This window comes from Pseudomonas sp. CCI3.1 (genome assembly GCF_034313985.1).
GTDB lineage: Bacteria > Pseudomonadota > Gammaproteobacteria > Pseudomonadales > Pseudomonadaceae > Aquipseudomonas > Aquipseudomonas psychrophila.
Map to the genome: position 1 here is coordinate 3,077,950 of NZ_JAVIWO010000001.1, position 15,320 is coordinate 3,093,269.

A 15,320-nucleotide genomic window follows, 5' to 3' on the forward strand; every position below is an offset into this window, starting at 1 on the left:
TGCCCCCTCTGCTTGAACCACCCGCCGGGTTTAGATGCCCAGGCAGAGATATTTGATTTCCAGATAATCTTCGATGCCGTACTTCGAGCCTTCACGGCCCAGGCCCGAAGCCTTGATCCCGCCGAACGGCGCGACTTCGTTGGAGATCAGGCCGGTGTTTACACCCACCATGCCGTATTCCAGGGCTTCAGCCACACGGAACACACGGCTCAAGTCGCGGGCATAGAAGTACGACGCCAGACCGAACTCGGTGTCGTTGGCCATTGCGATCACTTCAGCTTCGTCTTTGAAGCGGAACAGTGGCGCCAGCGGACCGAAGGTTTCTTCCTTCGCCACGGCTGCGTTTTTCGGCACGTTGATCAGAATGGTCGGCTCGAAGAAGCTGCCTTCCAGGCTGTTGCCGCCAGTCAGCAGAGTGGCGCCTTTGCTCAGTGCGTCAGCGATGTGCTCTTTGACCTTGGCCACGGCCTTGTCGTCAATCAGCGGGCCTGTGGTGGTGCCTTCGTCCAGACCGTTGCCGATCTTGAGCTTGGCCACGGCCACTTTCAGTTTTTCAGCGAACGCGTCGTAGACCGAATCCTGAATGTAGAGGCGGTTTGCACAAACACAGGTCTGGCCGTTGTTGCGGTATTTGGAAATGATCGCGCCTTCGACGGCCTTATCCAGGTCCGCGTCGTCAAACACGATGAAAGGTGCGTTGCCGCCCAGTTCCAGCGACACTTTCTTAATGTCTTTGGCGCATTCGGCCATCAGTTGACGACCGATTTCGGTCGAGCCCGTGAAAGACAGTTTGCGCACGATCGGGTTGCTGGTCAGCTCGCCGCCAATGTCACCCGCACTGCCGGTCACAACGCTCAGCACGCCTTTAGGGATGCCGGCACGGTGTGCCAGCTCAACCAGTGCCAACGCCGAGAACGGAGTTTGCGAAGCAGGCTTGATCACCATGGTGCAGCCAGCAGCCAAGGCCGGGCCCGCTTTACGGGTGATCATGGCCGCAGGGAAATTCCACGGAGTAATGGCAGCGGTCACGCCAATCGGTTGTTTGATCACGATCAGACGCTTGTCTGGCTGATGGCCCGGGATCACGTCACCATAAACGCGCTTGGCTTCTTCGGCGAACCACTCGATGAACGAAGCGGCGTAAACGATTTCGCCCTTGGCTTCGGCCAGAGGCTTGCCTTGTTCCAGGGTCATGAGGCGACCAAGGTCGTCCTGGTTTTCGATCAGCAGCTCAAACCAGCGACGCAGCTTGTTTGCACGCTCTTTGGCGGTCAGTGCACGCCAAGCGGGCAACGCATTGTCAGCGGCTTCAATGGCACGACGGGTTTCAACCGCGCCCATTTTTGGCACTGTACCGATGATTTCACCGGTAGCCGGGTTGTTGACCTTAATTGTCTGGCCACCGTCCGCATCAACCCAAGCACCATCGATATAGGCTTGTTGGCGGAACAACTGTGCGTCTTTGAGCTGCATGTGGGCTTTCCTTAACAGCACCGCGCAGGCGCGGAGCGAATTATTAAAAGTAGAAAGGCGCCATAGAAGGCTGCCGTCAGGAAGTCATTCACTGCCAAAGTATCTAGAAAACGCACAAAGAGTTAGCCGTGCGGTTTAGCACTCAGACAAGAGCGTTTGAAATCTCAAACGAATCCTAGGGTCAAAGGGGGTAAAGGACAATAGCCTGTTCGAAAAAAAGAACAAGCGGCTATATTTTACGGCTTTTTCACCCGGCCCCCATTAATAGCCCATAACGCACCAATAAACACCTGACGAATCAGCAGCATGGACGGGGGACACGCAGATGAGTATTATGGCGCCCGCGTCGCACCAGTAGCTCAGCTGGATAGAGTACTGCCCTCCGAAGGCAGTGGTCGTGGGTTCGAATCCCGCCTGGTGCACCATCTTCTTTCCCTTGTTCAAGGGAGCAGCGTCAAAACCACCATTCTTCAAAGCTCACTTGCCTCTCGCCGAGAACCCGGCGAGTCTTCACGTGCCTGTATTTCGGTCTTTTTTCAGCAAAATGCAGGGCAGGTTAAATTTTTATGGGCAACTGACGAAAGGCTGGTTACTATAGCCGGCGTTTTGCGGAGAGCTGGCCGAGTGGCCGAAGGCGCTCCCCTGCTAAGGGAGTACACCTCAAAAGGGTGTCGGGGGTTCGAATCCCCCGTTCTCCGCCATATTTACGCCGTTTCTAAATACGTTCCCTTGTTCAAGGGAACCGTGTTTCCCCCTTTCGAATTGAACCCGACGTGCATTTGCGCGTGGTTTTGTCGCGTCTGCAGAAAACAGTGGGCACAGGATTACTCGCGATGCAGGCGCTGCGGTTCTCAGTTGAACCGCAGCGATGCAATCGCGGGAAAGCCCGCTCCCATGAGTGATTTACTGCTGGCTGGCTACACCGCCAAATCGGGTGGTCATTGCAGTGATGAAGTCTTCCAGGCTCATTTTTTGACCATTGAGGTCCACCTGGCCTTCCGCGTAATTGAGCGAGGCCAGGATGTTGTTGCCATCCACTTTGGCCAACCCGGTTTGCACCGCCATTACCCCTGCCATCTCGCTGTTCATGCTGGCCATTTTGGCAATGGCTTGCGGGTCAGTCTGACCGACCAGTTGCGCCTGAACAGCTGACAGGTCAGCAATCATCGGCTTGGACAGCAGCAGCTTTGCATCCAGCGCGGTCAGCATCTGCTTGGTGACTTCGACAGGCGCGCCCTCAAATGAGGCCGGCTTGGCCAGGCTCATGGCAACGTTGAACTGACTTTCACCGTTTTCGGTTTTGATCGTGAATTTTTCCAGCGCCAGCTGCGGTTTGGCGGCCAGCATTTTTTCAACTTGTACCTGCATCAGTACTTGCTCCGCCGGAGTCAGCGGTGTTTGCGGCAAGGTGCCATCGGCCTGAGGCTGGAATTTGCTCTGATAGATCTGCATCAGCGATTGCATGGCCGGGATATCCAGGCTGCTGGCAGTCAGGACCATTTGCGCGCTGCCTACTGGCTTGCCGTCCAGGGTGACTTCACCCACCTTGTAGGACAGGCGTCCGGACATCAAGTTGTCGTTGGCAGAAGCAGAGTCCGCGTATTCAAAGTTTTTGAGCTTGATGACGGATTGGGCTGCGCCATAAGTCAGCTGGCCTTCGCTCAGCACCATCACGTTCTGGCCGAGATAGAAGCCAAATGGAGTTTTTTTCAGGTCGCTGGCGAGGGTCAGGCCATTGAGTTCAACCAGTACCGGTGGTTTGTCGACCGTTACCGCGTGGATCTTGAGGTGGTCCATGTAGCCTTTGGCTTTCAGGTTCTGGCCCTCGGCATCGGTTTGAGCCTCCATGGTCAGGCCCGAGAAGCTGAAGGTGGAGTTGTCGTCCAGTTTGGTCTCAAGTGCCACCAGTTCCATATGACCATCAACCGAGCGGTTATAGCCCATGGTGACCTGGCCTTTGAGCGGGGTCTGATCTTTGGTGGCAGCAAACCATTTTTCGGTAAAAGGGGACTTTTCCAGCGCGTAGTTGTTGACCGCCATTACTGGCATCCACTTGAACGTCTTGATGCGCGACCATGGCAGCGGGCCATGCTCGATGTTATCGACAAACAGCAACTCCACGGGCTGTGCGTCCGGGCCCGCTTTGTCGTCCTGGATTTTCAGGCGGTAGTGCGCGGTGCTGCTGTAGAGGTTGCGCTCAATAGACACCAGTTCGAGAGTGCCGTGGGTGGTGGAGCCCTGGAGTTGGGTTGCCAGTTCCTGGTTGGATTGCACAATCGCAGCCTGCAACACACCCTCGATTTTGCTGCCGGTGTACCACGCCCCGGCGGTATTCAGTGCCCCAACAACAATCACAATCCCTGCCAGCACGCCTAATGGTTTGTTCATCAATTGACCCGTTCAATGTCCGTTGTGTTGAAAGTAATGCGGTCTTTGCAAAGCCCTTCATGGGCCCAAAGTGCTAGCAGGTTAACACTGGCGATAGAGCAGGCGCTGCTCTTGCGTGACGGCAGACATCATGCGGGCTGAGCGTAACGCTGATCGATTTCATCAAGTTGATGATCAAAGCTCTTGAGGCTGGCACTCCAGGTATACACCAGCACTTCCAGATCGTGATCGATGCAGGTTTCTCCTACGGAATTGAAAGAAACGTCCGAATAATCCAGCTGGTATCGCTCACGGGCCATCGCCGCCGCGACATCCGAGAGCTCACGGGCATTGTCGAGCCATTGGCGATCTTCGGATGGCAGGGCTTTATCGAGTTGCAGGCATTGAGCTTTAAGGGCTTCGAGGCTTTTTTCCAGCGGGGTGCCGGTGAGTTCGCCCATGAACTCCTGGAAGGTTCGGCCTGGCTGCCAATAGCTCCCCCAGAAGTAGCGGTCGAAAACCGTCTCGACCCGGCGCAACGCAACTTTGGTGTCCCAAATCAGGACACGGGTCTGGCCTTGGGTGATCTGGCGCTTTTTGATTTGCCGGGTTTGCACCAGGGCGCACGCGACAACCACGATGGCCAGCACGGCAATCAGGGCGCTGGCACTGTCGAGGAAGATCATTGCCTTGTCGATCTGGTGCGCCAGCATGATGCCGTAGAAGTAAGTCGCCGAGAGCAACACGACTGCCGCTACTGCACACCAGAAACCAGGAGCATAAGGGTTTTTCATTATTAGTATCCCCATCAGGCATGGTCTGCACGATGAGGAGGGCTACAGACCCGCAAACGCCCTGAACCATCGTTCTGATACCGATAGTTCAGAGCATAGCAACGCTGTCAGGGTTTCGCGTTTGCCGGGGCTTGCGTTCGTCCGCTTTCCCAGCCGCCGCCCAGAGCCAAAAACAGATCAATCTGGCTCATGGCAACCTGGGTGTTGGCCGCAGACAATTGCGCGCGCATATCGGTGTAGGTACGGGTTGCTTGCAGGTCAGCCAGGAATGACTCGCGCCCTGCCTGGAAGAACTGGTGGGTTTGATCGGCTGCGGTTTTGGCCGACAACTCAGCCTCTGCCAATGCATCGCGACGCTGCAACAACGCGGTGTATTGCACCAGGCTGGTCTGGGTTTCGCGGATGGCGTTGAGCACTACGCCATCGAACTTGGCCAGGGCACCCTGGGTGACGGCCTCAGCTTCACGAATTCGAGCCCGCGAGCCATTGGTCGGAATGGTCCAGCTCAGCAACGGCCCAAAGCCCCAGCGGTTGGCCGGTGCCGTCCCAAGGTTTTCCAGCAGCCCCACCGTACCAACGCTGGCGCCAATGCTGATGTCCGGATACAGGGAGCCTGTAGCCACACCAATCTCAGCGGTTGCAGCCGCCAGATGGCGTTCGGCCTGACGCACGTCAGGGCGGCGCTTGAGCAGTGCCGCACCGTCGCCTACAGGCAGCAGTTGCGCGATGTGCGGCAGCTCGGCGCAGGTGGCAACGCCGGGAGGCAGTTGGTCCAGCGGCTTGGCCAGCAACATCGACAGACGGAACAGGCCGGACTGGCGCAACGCCTCGTATCGCGGCAATTCTGCCCGCAGCGATTTGAACTGGGTTTCGGAACGGGTGACTTGAGTTTCGTCACCGCGGCCCGCATCACGCAGGCGCTGGGTCAGGCTGGTGCTTTGGGCTTGCAGCTTGAGAGATTGTTCTGCGATGTGGTGTTCTTCATTGGCCGCGCACACCTGGGTGTACGCTCGCACCACATCCGCTACCAAGGTGATGCGCGCGGTGTCCGCCGCGGCCTGAGTGGCATCAGCGTTGGCTTGTGCAGCTTCAATACCGCGCTGCAAGGTGCCCCACAAATCGAATTGATACGAGGTGCTGATGCCCAGGTCACCCACGTTGGCAACGGGGACTTTATCGGCCAGCAGGAAGGCCTCACCGGACTCTTGCAGACGCTGAGCCCCTGCCTTCATCGAACCGCTCCAGCCACCGGCCGATTGTGCTTGCTCAACCTGAGCCCGCGCCCGCGACAGGTTCGCCGCCGCGACCCGCAAGTCGGTGTTGGAGGCCATTGCCTGACGCACCAGCTCGTTGAGTTTCGGATCTTTATAGAGCTTCCACCAATCATCGGGAACTGGCGCTGACATCACGTTGGCGCCCTCACCCGCCAGTTCGCCTTGCAAGTCCGGACGTTGCATGGCCGCGTCTTTGGGCAGGTGGTAATCGGGGCCAAGCAACTGGCAACCTGACAGCAGCAAACCCAGCCCTACGGCTGCCAGGTGAACGGCTTTCATCGCGCACTCTCCTGGGCAGGTTTGGCTTTGGGTGAGTCTTCAATGATGGACACTGTCGCGGTGCGACCGGCGATCATGCGGAAGTCCTCAGGCACGTCGTCAAACACAATGCGCACTGGAATCCGTTGCGCCAGCCGCACCCAGCTGAAAGCAGGGTTGACGTTGGGCAACAGGTTCTGGCCGCTGGTACGGTCACGGTCTTCGATACCCGCCACGATGCTTTCGACATGACCGCGCAAGCGTGCATTGTCACCAATCACGCGGATATCAACGCTCTGACCGACATGGATGCCATCGAGTTTGGTCTCCTCAAAGTAACCGTCGATGTGGAACGAGGTGCTATCGACGATCGACAACACTGGCCGACCTGCCGTTACGAACTCATTGACCCGTGGTGCCCGGTCATTGACGTAACCATCAACCGGGCTGCGCACGACCGTGCGGTCCAGGTTGAGTTGGGCGCTGTCCACGGCCACTTGGGCTTCGGTGAGAGCCGCTTGAGCGCGCATTTCACGGGACTGGCTTTCTTCCAGCAACTCACGGGCGACCAGATTGCCAAGCCCCTTGTTACGGCGACTTTCTCGCTGGGCTTGTGCCAGGGTTTCCTTGCGATCGGCAACAGTGGCCTGGGCCTGGCGCAAAGCCAGTTTGAAGCGCTCCTGGTCGATGACAAACAGCACCTGGTCACGGGTGACCAGTTGGTTGTCACGCACATCGACCTGCTTGATCAGGCCCGAAACGTCGGGGGCGATTTGCACAATATCGGCGCGGATGTGGGCATCGCGCGTCCAGGGAGCAAACATGTAGTACATGGTCATGCGCCAGACCACGACGCAGGCAAACGTCACCACCAATAAGGTGAGAACGACACGGCCCAAGGTCAGTAAAGGTTTTTTCATGTCATCAGGTATCGACTAAAAGAATCCACAACGCCGAGTAACAGAGCGTAGAGACCGACGTTGAACAAAGCCCGGTGCCAGACCAGACGGTAAAAGTGCACACGCGTCAGAAACGCGTGAACCACCAAAAACAGTAAATAGGTAATGCCCATCAATACCAGGAGCGTGGGCAGGAATACCCCGCTGATATCTACGTCACCGATCATAGCGGCGCTCCATCAATGCTCTGAGCCTGAGGATGTGGCAGGTCGTCGTTGTCGACAATAAATTCGACGCCAGGCAGCAAGGCCAAGCGTAGCCCGCTAAGGGCGTGCAGCAGGTGCACTCGCGCCTCACCTTCGCCTTGCAGGTCGTTGGCGTTGAGCGCGCGACGAGTGCGGTCCATGGTCATTTGCAGCCCCAGGGGCATGGGCAAACGCTCACCCGCCTTGAGGCAGGCGCAAAAATAGTCACCCACATCGCTCACCACCTGACGCAACAGCCGTTGCGGCACTCCCGTGACCCTTGGCGCATAAGCCAGCAAATCCAGAAGGTTGAGTGCCACCCGCAGGTCACGCAAAGCGCTGCCCGTGTCTTGCCCGGTCAAGGCCAGACGCGGCAAGTGCTGCATGAGGCGATCGAGCATTTGCGCGCCCATGTGGCGGTGCTCGGCCAGCGTCGCGGGCTGAGTCAGGGTGACGATGTCACGCCAGCTGAAGCGCGTCAGCCGCTTGGCCGCCAGCTCAGCACCGAACGGACGCGCAATCAGGGTCCAGACGAAGGCAAACAGCAGCCCGATGGGGCCTGCCAGGTTGGCGTTCATAAACACCATGAAGTCCGCATCGTAGGCGCCCTGAATGCTGATAAACGAGGCGGTGTTGACGATGGTCAGCAACGTGCCCAGGTAAAAACGCGGTTGTACGGTCAGGGTGCCGACGCAGATGAACGGCACTGCGAACGCCAGCACCAGCATCGGGAAATCGTGCAGGTTGGGCAGGATCACAAACAGGTACAGGCTGGCGAATACCACTGATAGCGAGGTCCAGAAAAAGAACCGGTAGATCTGCGGCGCCGGGTCGTCCATCGAGGCAAAGAAGCTGCAGGCAACCGCAGCCAGAATCACGGCGCTGGCGCCGTCGGTCCAGCCGAGCAATATCCACAGTACTGAGGCGACGACAATCGCGGTCACAGTGGAAAATGCCGAATAGAGCATCAGCCCGCGGTCAAGAAACGGCGTCAGCCGGCCCAGGCGCCAATGGCGGTATACGGCACGCCAGACCTCCTGGTTGCCCGTGGAAATAGCTGTTTGCAGACTGCGGCAGTCTTGCCACAGGTCGATCCATTCCCCCAACCGATACAGCACATTGGAAAACACCAATTGGCGACGATCATCCAGCGCGGTGGCACTGGGCTGCAGCGCTTCGAGTTCATGGCGCAAGGCTTGCCAATGTTCGATCGAAGCCCCGTCCCGGGTGTTTTCAAGCCATCGCTGAGCGTGGTCGAGCAAGGGGGTCACTTTATCGAGCAGTTCAGGGGCGCGACGCTCCAGCGCGTAGAGTGCGTCGTCCAGTGCATCGACCACAGGCAGCAAGTGAATCATGCGCCCGCGCAATTCTTTGGTATTGCGCACGGTCTGGGGGTGCGCGCCCTCATGGGGCAGTTGGCCAATCATCATCTCCAGACTGTTGAAGGTCGTGACCATCGAGGCGCGCAGGCCGCTGGCTTTGCTCGGCTCAACGTCGCGAGCCAGGAAGTGCTTGCTGTAATTGCTCGCATCGGCAAACCACTTGGCGGCCGAGTCGATAAAAACCGGGGTCAAGCGCCGAGGCCAGAACATGCTGCCCACCACCGCCGCGCACACAATCCCGAGCATGATTTCTTCGGTCCGCGAGACGGCAATGTCGAAGACGTTCAGCGGGTTATCCACAATCGGCAACGCGATCATTGGCATGGTGTAGCCGGCAAGCATGAATACGTAACTGTTGGCCGTGCGCAGGTGCAGCGACAGAAACAGCAAGATGCCGGTCCAGAGGGCAATCACCAGCACCAGCAAAAAGGGCGTTTGCACAAATAGCGGGACAAAAAATACGGCAGCGGCAGCCCCGATCAGGGTACCCAGTGCGCGATATACCGCCTTGGAACTGGTCGGCCCGACGAAGGGGCTAGAGACGATGTAAACCGTGGCCATGGCCCAATACGGACGGGGCATTTCCATTAATAACGCGATATACAGCGCAATCATCGAGGCAGCGAAAGTGCGCACACCGTAGAACCAGTCACGAGCAGGCGGCATGCTGCTGAAAAACCCGTTCAATTCATCGCTCCATCAGACCGTTGGCCGGCCGCTTCAAACGCTTTGATCACCCGTAGCGCAGCTTCCTGGTCAGCCACCGAAATGCCTGCCAGAGCCGTCCTTCTCAATTGCACGAGCTGCGCTTCAATCGATTGCACCAGCGCCCGACCGGTGTCGGTAAGACTCAGGGTTTTGGCGCGGCGGTCGCTGGCATCTTCACAACGGCGCACGTAGCCGGCCTTGCACAGTTGATCGAGCAGACGCACCAGCGATGGGCTTTCCATACCGGCTGCATGGGCCACGGTGACTTGTCTCACTCCCTCCCCCAAGCGCCCGATAATCAATAGCGGCATGGCACAGGCTTCGGAGATGCCGTAGTTGACCAGCGTAGCCTGGCAGACGCGACGCCAATGGCGAGTCGCAACCACCATGCCGGTGCTGATGCTCATTTGCAGTAGATCGAGAGTGTCAGACAAGAGGCGTCACATAATGTTAGTTTGCTAACTATTAATATTGCGCGGCCAGATGATCTCAGTCAAGTGTTGCCATTTATTTCTGCGTACCTACGATCGGTTTTGTGCGCAGCATAAGGTTAAGTTGATCGACGACTTCAGCCCAATCAGCATCCTCAAGGTGCTCTTCACGCAAAAAAGCCGCTTGGGCAGGTGTCCAGAAAAATGCATCTTCAAGCTTTAGATCAGGCTTGAGTGGTGAGTGGGTGGTGACAAACTTTTCAATATCTTCGGGGCCGGACGGCAGACCCAGCTGTTTGAACAAGGATGGGAGGCTATGGGTTGGCTTTTGCATTGAGTTGACTCCATTCAGGTTCAGCGCCGCATTCGGCGCCAAGGCAGGTCAAATATAGTCGAGCCTGCGTGTCATCGACGGCCAAGTCCTGTGCTTTGTGCCAACCCGTGGGGATAGGGCCGAAATCGTCCGGCTGTACTTTGCTGCTTATAAGCCACACCCGCCCCGTACCGGCGGGCAAGTCTGCCAGACGATCGACGTAGATTTTCGCCCCGTCGGCATTCACCAACGTGCCAAACCCGTAGTCGTTCGGCCGCCCTGATGCGCCGCTGCCTGTGGGCGGTGTGTAGAGCATGGGCGCAAACCCGGTCTTGTTGTAATAGACGTAGCTGAAGTACCAGAACAGATCACTGACTACGATCCGGTCACCGGGCTGGAACTGTTGATTCACGTGCTCAACCAGACGATCAAAATGGTCGGCATCGTTGCTGAAGTTACTGCGCAAGCCCACTGCCTCAGTGCCTACAAACAGTGTCAGGAGTGCAATGGCCATCGCACGCTTGTAACTGAGCAAGCGATCCACCGCGATCGCCACCAGGAGTGGCAAACCCAGTGCGGCAAACATCACATAACGTTCTATAAACAGCGGCGAGGCAAACGACACGGCGTAGATGGCCAAAATCGGCAACAGGGTGTAAATCACGATCAATCTGGTGAATTTGTGTGGCGTTGAATCTCGTACGGCCATCCAGACCGCGCCGCCAAGCAGTGCAAGCGGTGCCAGCCAGAATAGTGGCCAGGGCAGGCTGTCTCCTTCGTCCTGAATCAAGAATTGCCACGTCATGGCTGGCAGGGAGCGGGCATCGACTGCAGGCTCCCAATCCACATCACCGCCGCTTTTGAGGTCATCCATGTGTTGCAGCAGGTCCAGCAGCCCGGGAAGCCAGGGCAGAAACAAGAGCACAATAGCGACGTTGGCCAGCCACCAGGCGGGACGCTTGAGCAGCCACCCGGTGCTGCGGCCACTGAGCAAAAGGTATAGCCAATGGGCAATCACACAGAATGCGGTGAAGTAGTGGGTGTAGAACGCTGCCGCCATCAGCACGGTGTAGATAACCAGATAGCGGTGTTTATGCGAGGCTTTGACCCAATAGACCAACGCAATGGTGGCGCCTATCAGCCACAGCCCCATGAGTGAGTACATCCGCACTTCCTGGCTATAACGCACTGCAGTCGGCAGCAACGCCAACAGCAACCCCGCCACTAACGCGGCTCTTGGGGTCGCGATCAACCGTACGAGCCACATGCCCAGCAGTACCGTTGCGATACCGGGCAAGACACTCAGGGTACGGATCGAAACCAGGCTGTCGCCAAATAGCGCCATCCAGCCGTGCAACAGCATGAAATACAACGGAGGGTGAACATCGTGCGACGCATGCAACCAGATGTCGGCGAGTGGATAGTCGCTCAACATCAGGCTGGAGCCCTCATCGCACCATACGGCAGAGGTTGTGAAGCCATAAAATCTTACCGCTGAGGCCAAGATCAAAATGCACCACAGCCATGGTTGGCAAAGCATTCGCGTGAGTGCAGTGCGGGACGACTCAGGAGTGCGCAATCGCAATTCCACCCCATCGTTATTGCTGAGTACGCCCATCCTTCACCCGCTATGCATTGAGGCTGCGACGCAGGCAGCTTTGACTCTGGCGATTGTAGGGCACAGCCCATAACAAAGGGGAGCGCACGGGAGGGTCCTGGACAAGAAAGATAGTGGCACCATGCAATCTCTTATCTCGCAGTCAGGCTAAACTAACCGTAACAAGGTTTGACAAGGATCAGGTCAGTACCTAACTTGAATTGGATCCAAACGAGCGTGCTGAACTTTCGGCGCAGGTAGTAACAACGTGGCCGTTAAAAACAATCCTTTAAACAGCATAGTTGTATCAGGACCCATACCCGCTCATTTGGCGCGGGCGGTGATTGAAGAGACCTTGCGCAACGCCATTCTCGATGGGCGCTTGCCATGCGGTACCGCTATTCGCCAGGAAGCGTTGGCACAGTTGTTTGGCGTCAGCCGCATGCCCGTGCGCGAGGCACTGCGTCAGCTGGAAGCTCAAGGTTTGCTGCAAGTTGTGCAATACAGAGGAGCGGTCGTTGCCCCTTTGATCGAGGACAACTCACTGGAGACCTATGAGTTGCGCCTGTTGCTTGAAGCCCAGGCTCTGCGCCTGTCAGTGCCACTGTTGACCGACGAGGATTTTGAAACGGCCGACGGTTATATCCAGGCGCTTGAAGCCGAAATAGATTTCGGCAAGATCGGCACACTCAACCGGCAATTTCATCAGGCGCTTTACTGCAAGGCTCCGAACCGAAAACTGCTGGCGTTGATTGAGGCAGGACTTATCGAGGAAGAACGCTTTCTGCGCTTTAACCTTGAGCAGATGAACCTTGGCAAGTTGTGCCAGGACGATCACAGGGCACTGCTACGTCATGCCCGAGACAGAGATGTCGAGTCATGTATTGCAGAGCTGGAGTTACATCTGCACCGCGGTGTTGTGGCTATTACCCATTACCTCAACACTCAGCATGCAAAACAGCCCTGACGCTTAACACGCCAGGGCTGTGGATAAGTTTTAACTGACTTGCAAACCTCAGATCTTGAAGCTGTCGACCAATTGCTTGAGGCGACTGGCTTGCTGCGATAGAGCATCGCAGTCCTTGAGGGTTTCGTTGAGGTTCACCACACCTTGCTGGTTGAGCAAGTTGATCTGGTTGATATCCACATTGAGGGTTTCGACCACGGCGGTTTGTTCCTCGGTTGCGGCGGCGACCGACTGGTTCATTCCGTCAATTTCTTCGATACGTTGAGTCACGCTGATTAATCGAGCCCCAGCCTGATTGGCAACCTCAACACTTTCTTCGCTGGAAACCTGACTCGCATTCATGGTGCTGACCGCTTCGCGGGAACCCACTTGCAGCGAGGTGATCATTTTATGTATCTCCTCCGCCGACTCCTGAGTGCGGTGAGCGAGGTTGCGCACCTCATCGGCCACCACGGCAAAGCCTCGACCCGCCTCCCCCGCACGCGCGGCCTCAATGGCTGCGTTGAGGGCCAGCAGGTTGGTTTGCTGAGAGATGCCTTTGATCACATCCAGAATGTGGCCAATATTGTCGGTGCTGGCATTCAGGGTTTCGATTTGTGCACACGACAGACTGATCTTCTGCGAAAGCTCGGTCATGGCCAGGATGGTCTGCTCAACGACTTTGCGACCGTCATCTGCCTGCTCACTGGCACCGCTGGCATGCTGTGACGCGTCGGCAGCATTGCGGGCGATTTCTTGGGTGGCAGCACCGAGCTCGTTAATGGCGGCGGCTACGCTGTTGGTTCGCGCGCTTTGCTCGTCCGAGCCGACAATGGATGCGTTGGACGATGCCATGACGCGGTGAGACAAATCATGAACATGGCGGGTTGCAGAGGACACCTCACTGATTGACGCGTGAATACGCTCAACGAATTGGTTGAACGAGCTGGCCAACTCGCCGAACTCATCCTTGTTCTCAATGACCAAACGCCGTGTCAGGTCGCCCTCACCTTGCGCAATGTCTTGCATTGCACGCCCCATGGTAGTGAGCGGACGCATCAAGACCTGAATCAGCAAGCTCAGCAGTAGTGCAATCGCTGCCACCGCAATAAACATCGCAATCAATGCCGAGGTGCGGAATTTAGACAGCGGGGCGTAAGCCTTTTCTTTGTCGATTGATTGACCGATATACCAATCCGCGGACGGCAAGCCTGTCACCGGAGTAAAGTAAATAATCCGCTCCTGGCCATTGAGCCTGACTTCCTGAATACCTTTTTCAATACGCAGAGCACTGGACGGGTAGATGTCCTTCAGGTTTTTCATTACCTGATTTTTGTCCGGACTAACGATGACCTGACCATCGCTGCTCACCAAAAATGCGTAACCCAGGCCACCGGAGTCTACCGAGTTAATGATTTTAACCAGGCTATCGAGGCTCAGATCACCACCGACCACACCGAGCAGCTCACCACCTTTTTTTACCGGCATGGCGATGGTCACAATCAGGCCACCAACAGCTGCCATGTAAGGCGGTGTCAGCATGGTCTGACCGGCGTTTACTGCTTGCTTGTACCAAGGGCGCTCGCGGGGGTCATAGCCCTCGGGCATCGTCGCATCAGGGCGCTGGGTAAATACTCCGTTGGCTTGCCCGACGTAGGTGAACTGGAAGTTGGAGGTAAACGCCGGCTGATCGACCAGGCCTGGCAGATCCGCCTGGGGGCCTTGATGCGCAACGCCTTGTGCGAGGCTCTCCAGCACCAGAATGCGACCACCGAGCCAATTTTGAACGCTGCTGGCTGTCAGGTTGCCGGCTTGCTGAACCGAGGACTCAATGTTTTGCTTGATGGTGTCGCGTTGCAGGTAGTCGTTGTACAAGGTGAATAATGCAAACGCCAGAACCACAACGCCTGAGGCGGCCAGAAGGATTTTATGGCTGAACTTTAGATTCATAGCATGGACTTCTTATGCCAAAAGGTTGGATGCGTACGCGGGCACTATTGTGTGTAACAGCGCAGGCAACCTCTTGGCCGCTCTGCTCATACGCATTGCTCAACAGGCTGTCGGCACCAATTGCGGAATACTTAGCCACTTTTGGTGGCAATGTGTTTAATCCGACGAAAGTGCAGCCTTGGCTTTTAGAGGGGGGGTAAAGAGAACAGAAAGCGCTGGGGTTTTATTTCGCGCAAAAACAAAACCCCTGTCTGCGTTAGCAGACAGGGGTTTCGGAATTCAATCTTGACGATGACCTACTCTCACATGGGGAAACCCCACACTACCATCGGCGATGCATCGTTTCACTTCTGAGTTCGGGATGGGATCAGGTGGTTCCAATGCTCTATGGTCGTCAAGAAATTCTGTATCAGATCCGTTGTTAAAACGTCTCTGCAAAAACTTGGTACTTCTATAAAAACAAAATCCCCGTCTGCGCGAGCAGACAGGGATTTTGGAATTTAATCTTGACGATGACCTACTCTCACATGGGGAAACCCCACACTACCATCGGCGATGCATCGTTTCACTGCTGAGTTCGGGATGGGATCAGGTGGTTCCAATGCTCTATGGTCGTCAAGAAATTCGGTAGCCAGGTCGTTTACCTTTCGGTTTACGCTCCAGCGAATGGGTATGTAATAGTT

At 56.6% G+C, this 15,320-nt stretch carries 12 protein-coding genes, 2 tRNA genes, 2 rRNA genes and 1 pseudogene; 3 read left to right on the forward strand and 14 right to left on the reverse strand.

What is annotated here, in order from left to right:
* Positions 1-30 precede the first annotated feature (30 nt).
* Entirely contained in the window at positions 31-1,473 is a 1,443-nt protein-coding gene (gene gabD / locus RGV06_RS13995) for an NADP-dependent succinate-semialdehyde dehydrogenase (protein ID WP_019824415.1), read from the reverse strand.
* A gap of 348 nt (positions 1,474-1,821) precedes the next feature.
* On the opposite strand from gabD, the gene RGV06_RS14000 reads away from it, so the two are divergent.
* Both RGV06_RS14000 and RGV06_RS14005 read left to right on the forward strand, forming a co-directional pair.
* Positions 1,822-1,898 (forward strand) — tRNA-Arg (locus tag RGV06_RS14000).
* A gap of 185 nt (positions 1,899-2,083) precedes the next feature.
* Positions 2,084-2,174, forward strand: a tRNA-Ser gene (locus tag RGV06_RS14005).
* 202 nt (positions 2,175-2,376) lie between these two features.
* Here the strand turns inward: RGV06_RS14005 and RGV06_RS14010 are convergent.
* The 9 genes from RGV06_RS14010 to RGV06_RS14050 all read right to left on the reverse strand — a co-directional run bounded on the left by RGV06_RS14010 (position 2,377) and on the right by RGV06_RS14050 (position 11,762).
* Positions 2,377-3,861, reverse strand: a complete 1,485-nt coding sequence (locus tag RGV06_RS14010) for a YdgA family protein (RefSeq protein ID WP_019824413.1) — start codon at positions 3,859-3,861, stop codon at positions 2,377-2,379.
* Positions 3,862-3,989: 128 nt separating this feature from the next.
* The gene (locus tag RGV06_RS14015; protein WP_019824411.1) at positions 3,990-4,634 is read right to left on the reverse strand and encodes a hypothetical protein; all 645 of its coding nucleotides are present in this window, start codon (positions 4,632-4,634) and stop codon (positions 3,990-3,992) included.
* A gap of 107 nt (positions 4,635-4,741) precedes the next feature.
* On the reverse strand, positions 4,742-6,187 hold the full coding sequence (locus tag RGV06_RS14020) for an efflux transporter outer membrane subunit (protein WP_322150238.1): 1,446 nt from the start codon (positions 6,185-6,187) through the stop codon (positions 4,742-4,744).
* On the reverse strand, positions 6,184-7,086 hold the full coding sequence (locus tag RGV06_RS14025; RefSeq protein ID WP_019824408.1) for an HlyD family secretion protein: 903 nt from the start codon (positions 7,084-7,086) through the stop codon (positions 6,184-6,186). Before RGV06_RS14025 ends, RGV06_RS14020 begins: the two co-directional genes overlap by 4 nt.
* Positions 7,083-7,292, reverse strand: coding sequence for a DUF1656 domain-containing protein (locus tag RGV06_RS14030; RefSeq protein WP_019824406.1), 210 nt, complete (start codon positions 7,290-7,292; stop codon positions 7,083-7,085). Before RGV06_RS14030 ends, RGV06_RS14025 begins: the two co-directional genes overlap by 4 nt.
* Positions 7,289-9,379, reverse strand: a complete 2,091-nt coding sequence (locus RGV06_RS14035) for an FUSC family protein (protein ID WP_019824404.1) — start codon at positions 9,377-9,379, stop codon at positions 7,289-7,291. Before RGV06_RS14035 ends, RGV06_RS14030 begins: the two co-directional genes overlap by 4 nt.
* Positions 9,376-9,807 carry a MarR family winged helix-turn-helix transcriptional regulator gene (locus tag RGV06_RS14040; protein WP_019824403.1) on the reverse strand — a complete coding sequence of 144 codons (432 nt, stop codon included), beginning with the start codon at positions 9,805-9,807 and terminating at the stop codon, positions 9,376-9,378. The genes RGV06_RS14035 and RGV06_RS14040 overlap by 4 nt, the downstream gene beginning before the upstream one ends.
* 100 nt (positions 9,808-9,907) lie before the next feature.
* Positions 9,908-10,165, reverse strand: a complete 258-nt coding sequence (locus RGV06_RS14045) for a DUF2789 domain-containing protein (protein WP_019824401.1) — start codon at positions 10,163-10,165, stop codon at positions 9,908-9,910.
* The gene (locus RGV06_RS14050) at positions 10,146-11,762 is read right to left on the reverse strand and encodes a glycosyltransferase family 39 protein (RefSeq protein ID WP_322150241.1); all 1,617 of its coding nucleotides are present in this window, start codon (positions 11,760-11,762) and stop codon (positions 10,146-10,148) included. The genes RGV06_RS14045 and RGV06_RS14050 overlap by 20 nt, the downstream gene beginning before the upstream one ends.
* A gap of 247 nt (positions 11,763-12,009) precedes the next feature.
* Here RGV06_RS14050 and RGV06_RS14055 point away from each other — a divergent pair, with 247 nt between their 5' ends.
* Positions 12,010-12,708 carry a GntR family transcriptional regulator gene (locus tag RGV06_RS14055; protein WP_037032065.1) on the forward strand — a complete coding sequence of 233 codons (699 nt, stop codon included), beginning with the start codon at positions 12,010-12,012 and terminating at the stop codon, positions 12,706-12,708.
* Positions 12,709-12,756: 48 nt separating this feature from the next.
* Here RGV06_RS14055 and RGV06_RS25800 read toward each other — a convergent pair whose 3' ends face one another.
* From RGV06_RS25800 to rrf (RGV06_RS14070), 4 genes and pseudogenes are all read right to left on the reverse strand, one after another.
* The gene (locus tag RGV06_RS25800; protein ID WP_416194580.1) at positions 12,757-13,542 is read right to left on the reverse strand and encodes a methyl-accepting chemotaxis protein; all 786 of its coding nucleotides are present in this window, start codon (positions 13,540-13,542) and stop codon (positions 12,757-12,759) included.
* A 69-nt stretch (positions 13,543-13,611) separates the two neighbouring features.
* Positions 13,612-14,637: pseudogene (locus tag RGV06_RS25805) on the reverse strand (cache domain-containing protein); the annotation flags it as partial.
* 283 nt (positions 14,638-14,920) lie between these two features.
* A 5S ribosomal RNA gene (gene rrf, locus RGV06_RS14065) occupies positions 14,921-15,036 on the reverse strand.
* Positions 15,037-15,141: 105 nt separating this feature from the next.
* Positions 15,142-15,257: ribosomal RNA gene (gene rrf, locus RGV06_RS14070) — 5S ribosomal RNA — on the reverse strand.
* Positions 15,258-15,320: the final 63 nt, after the last annotated feature.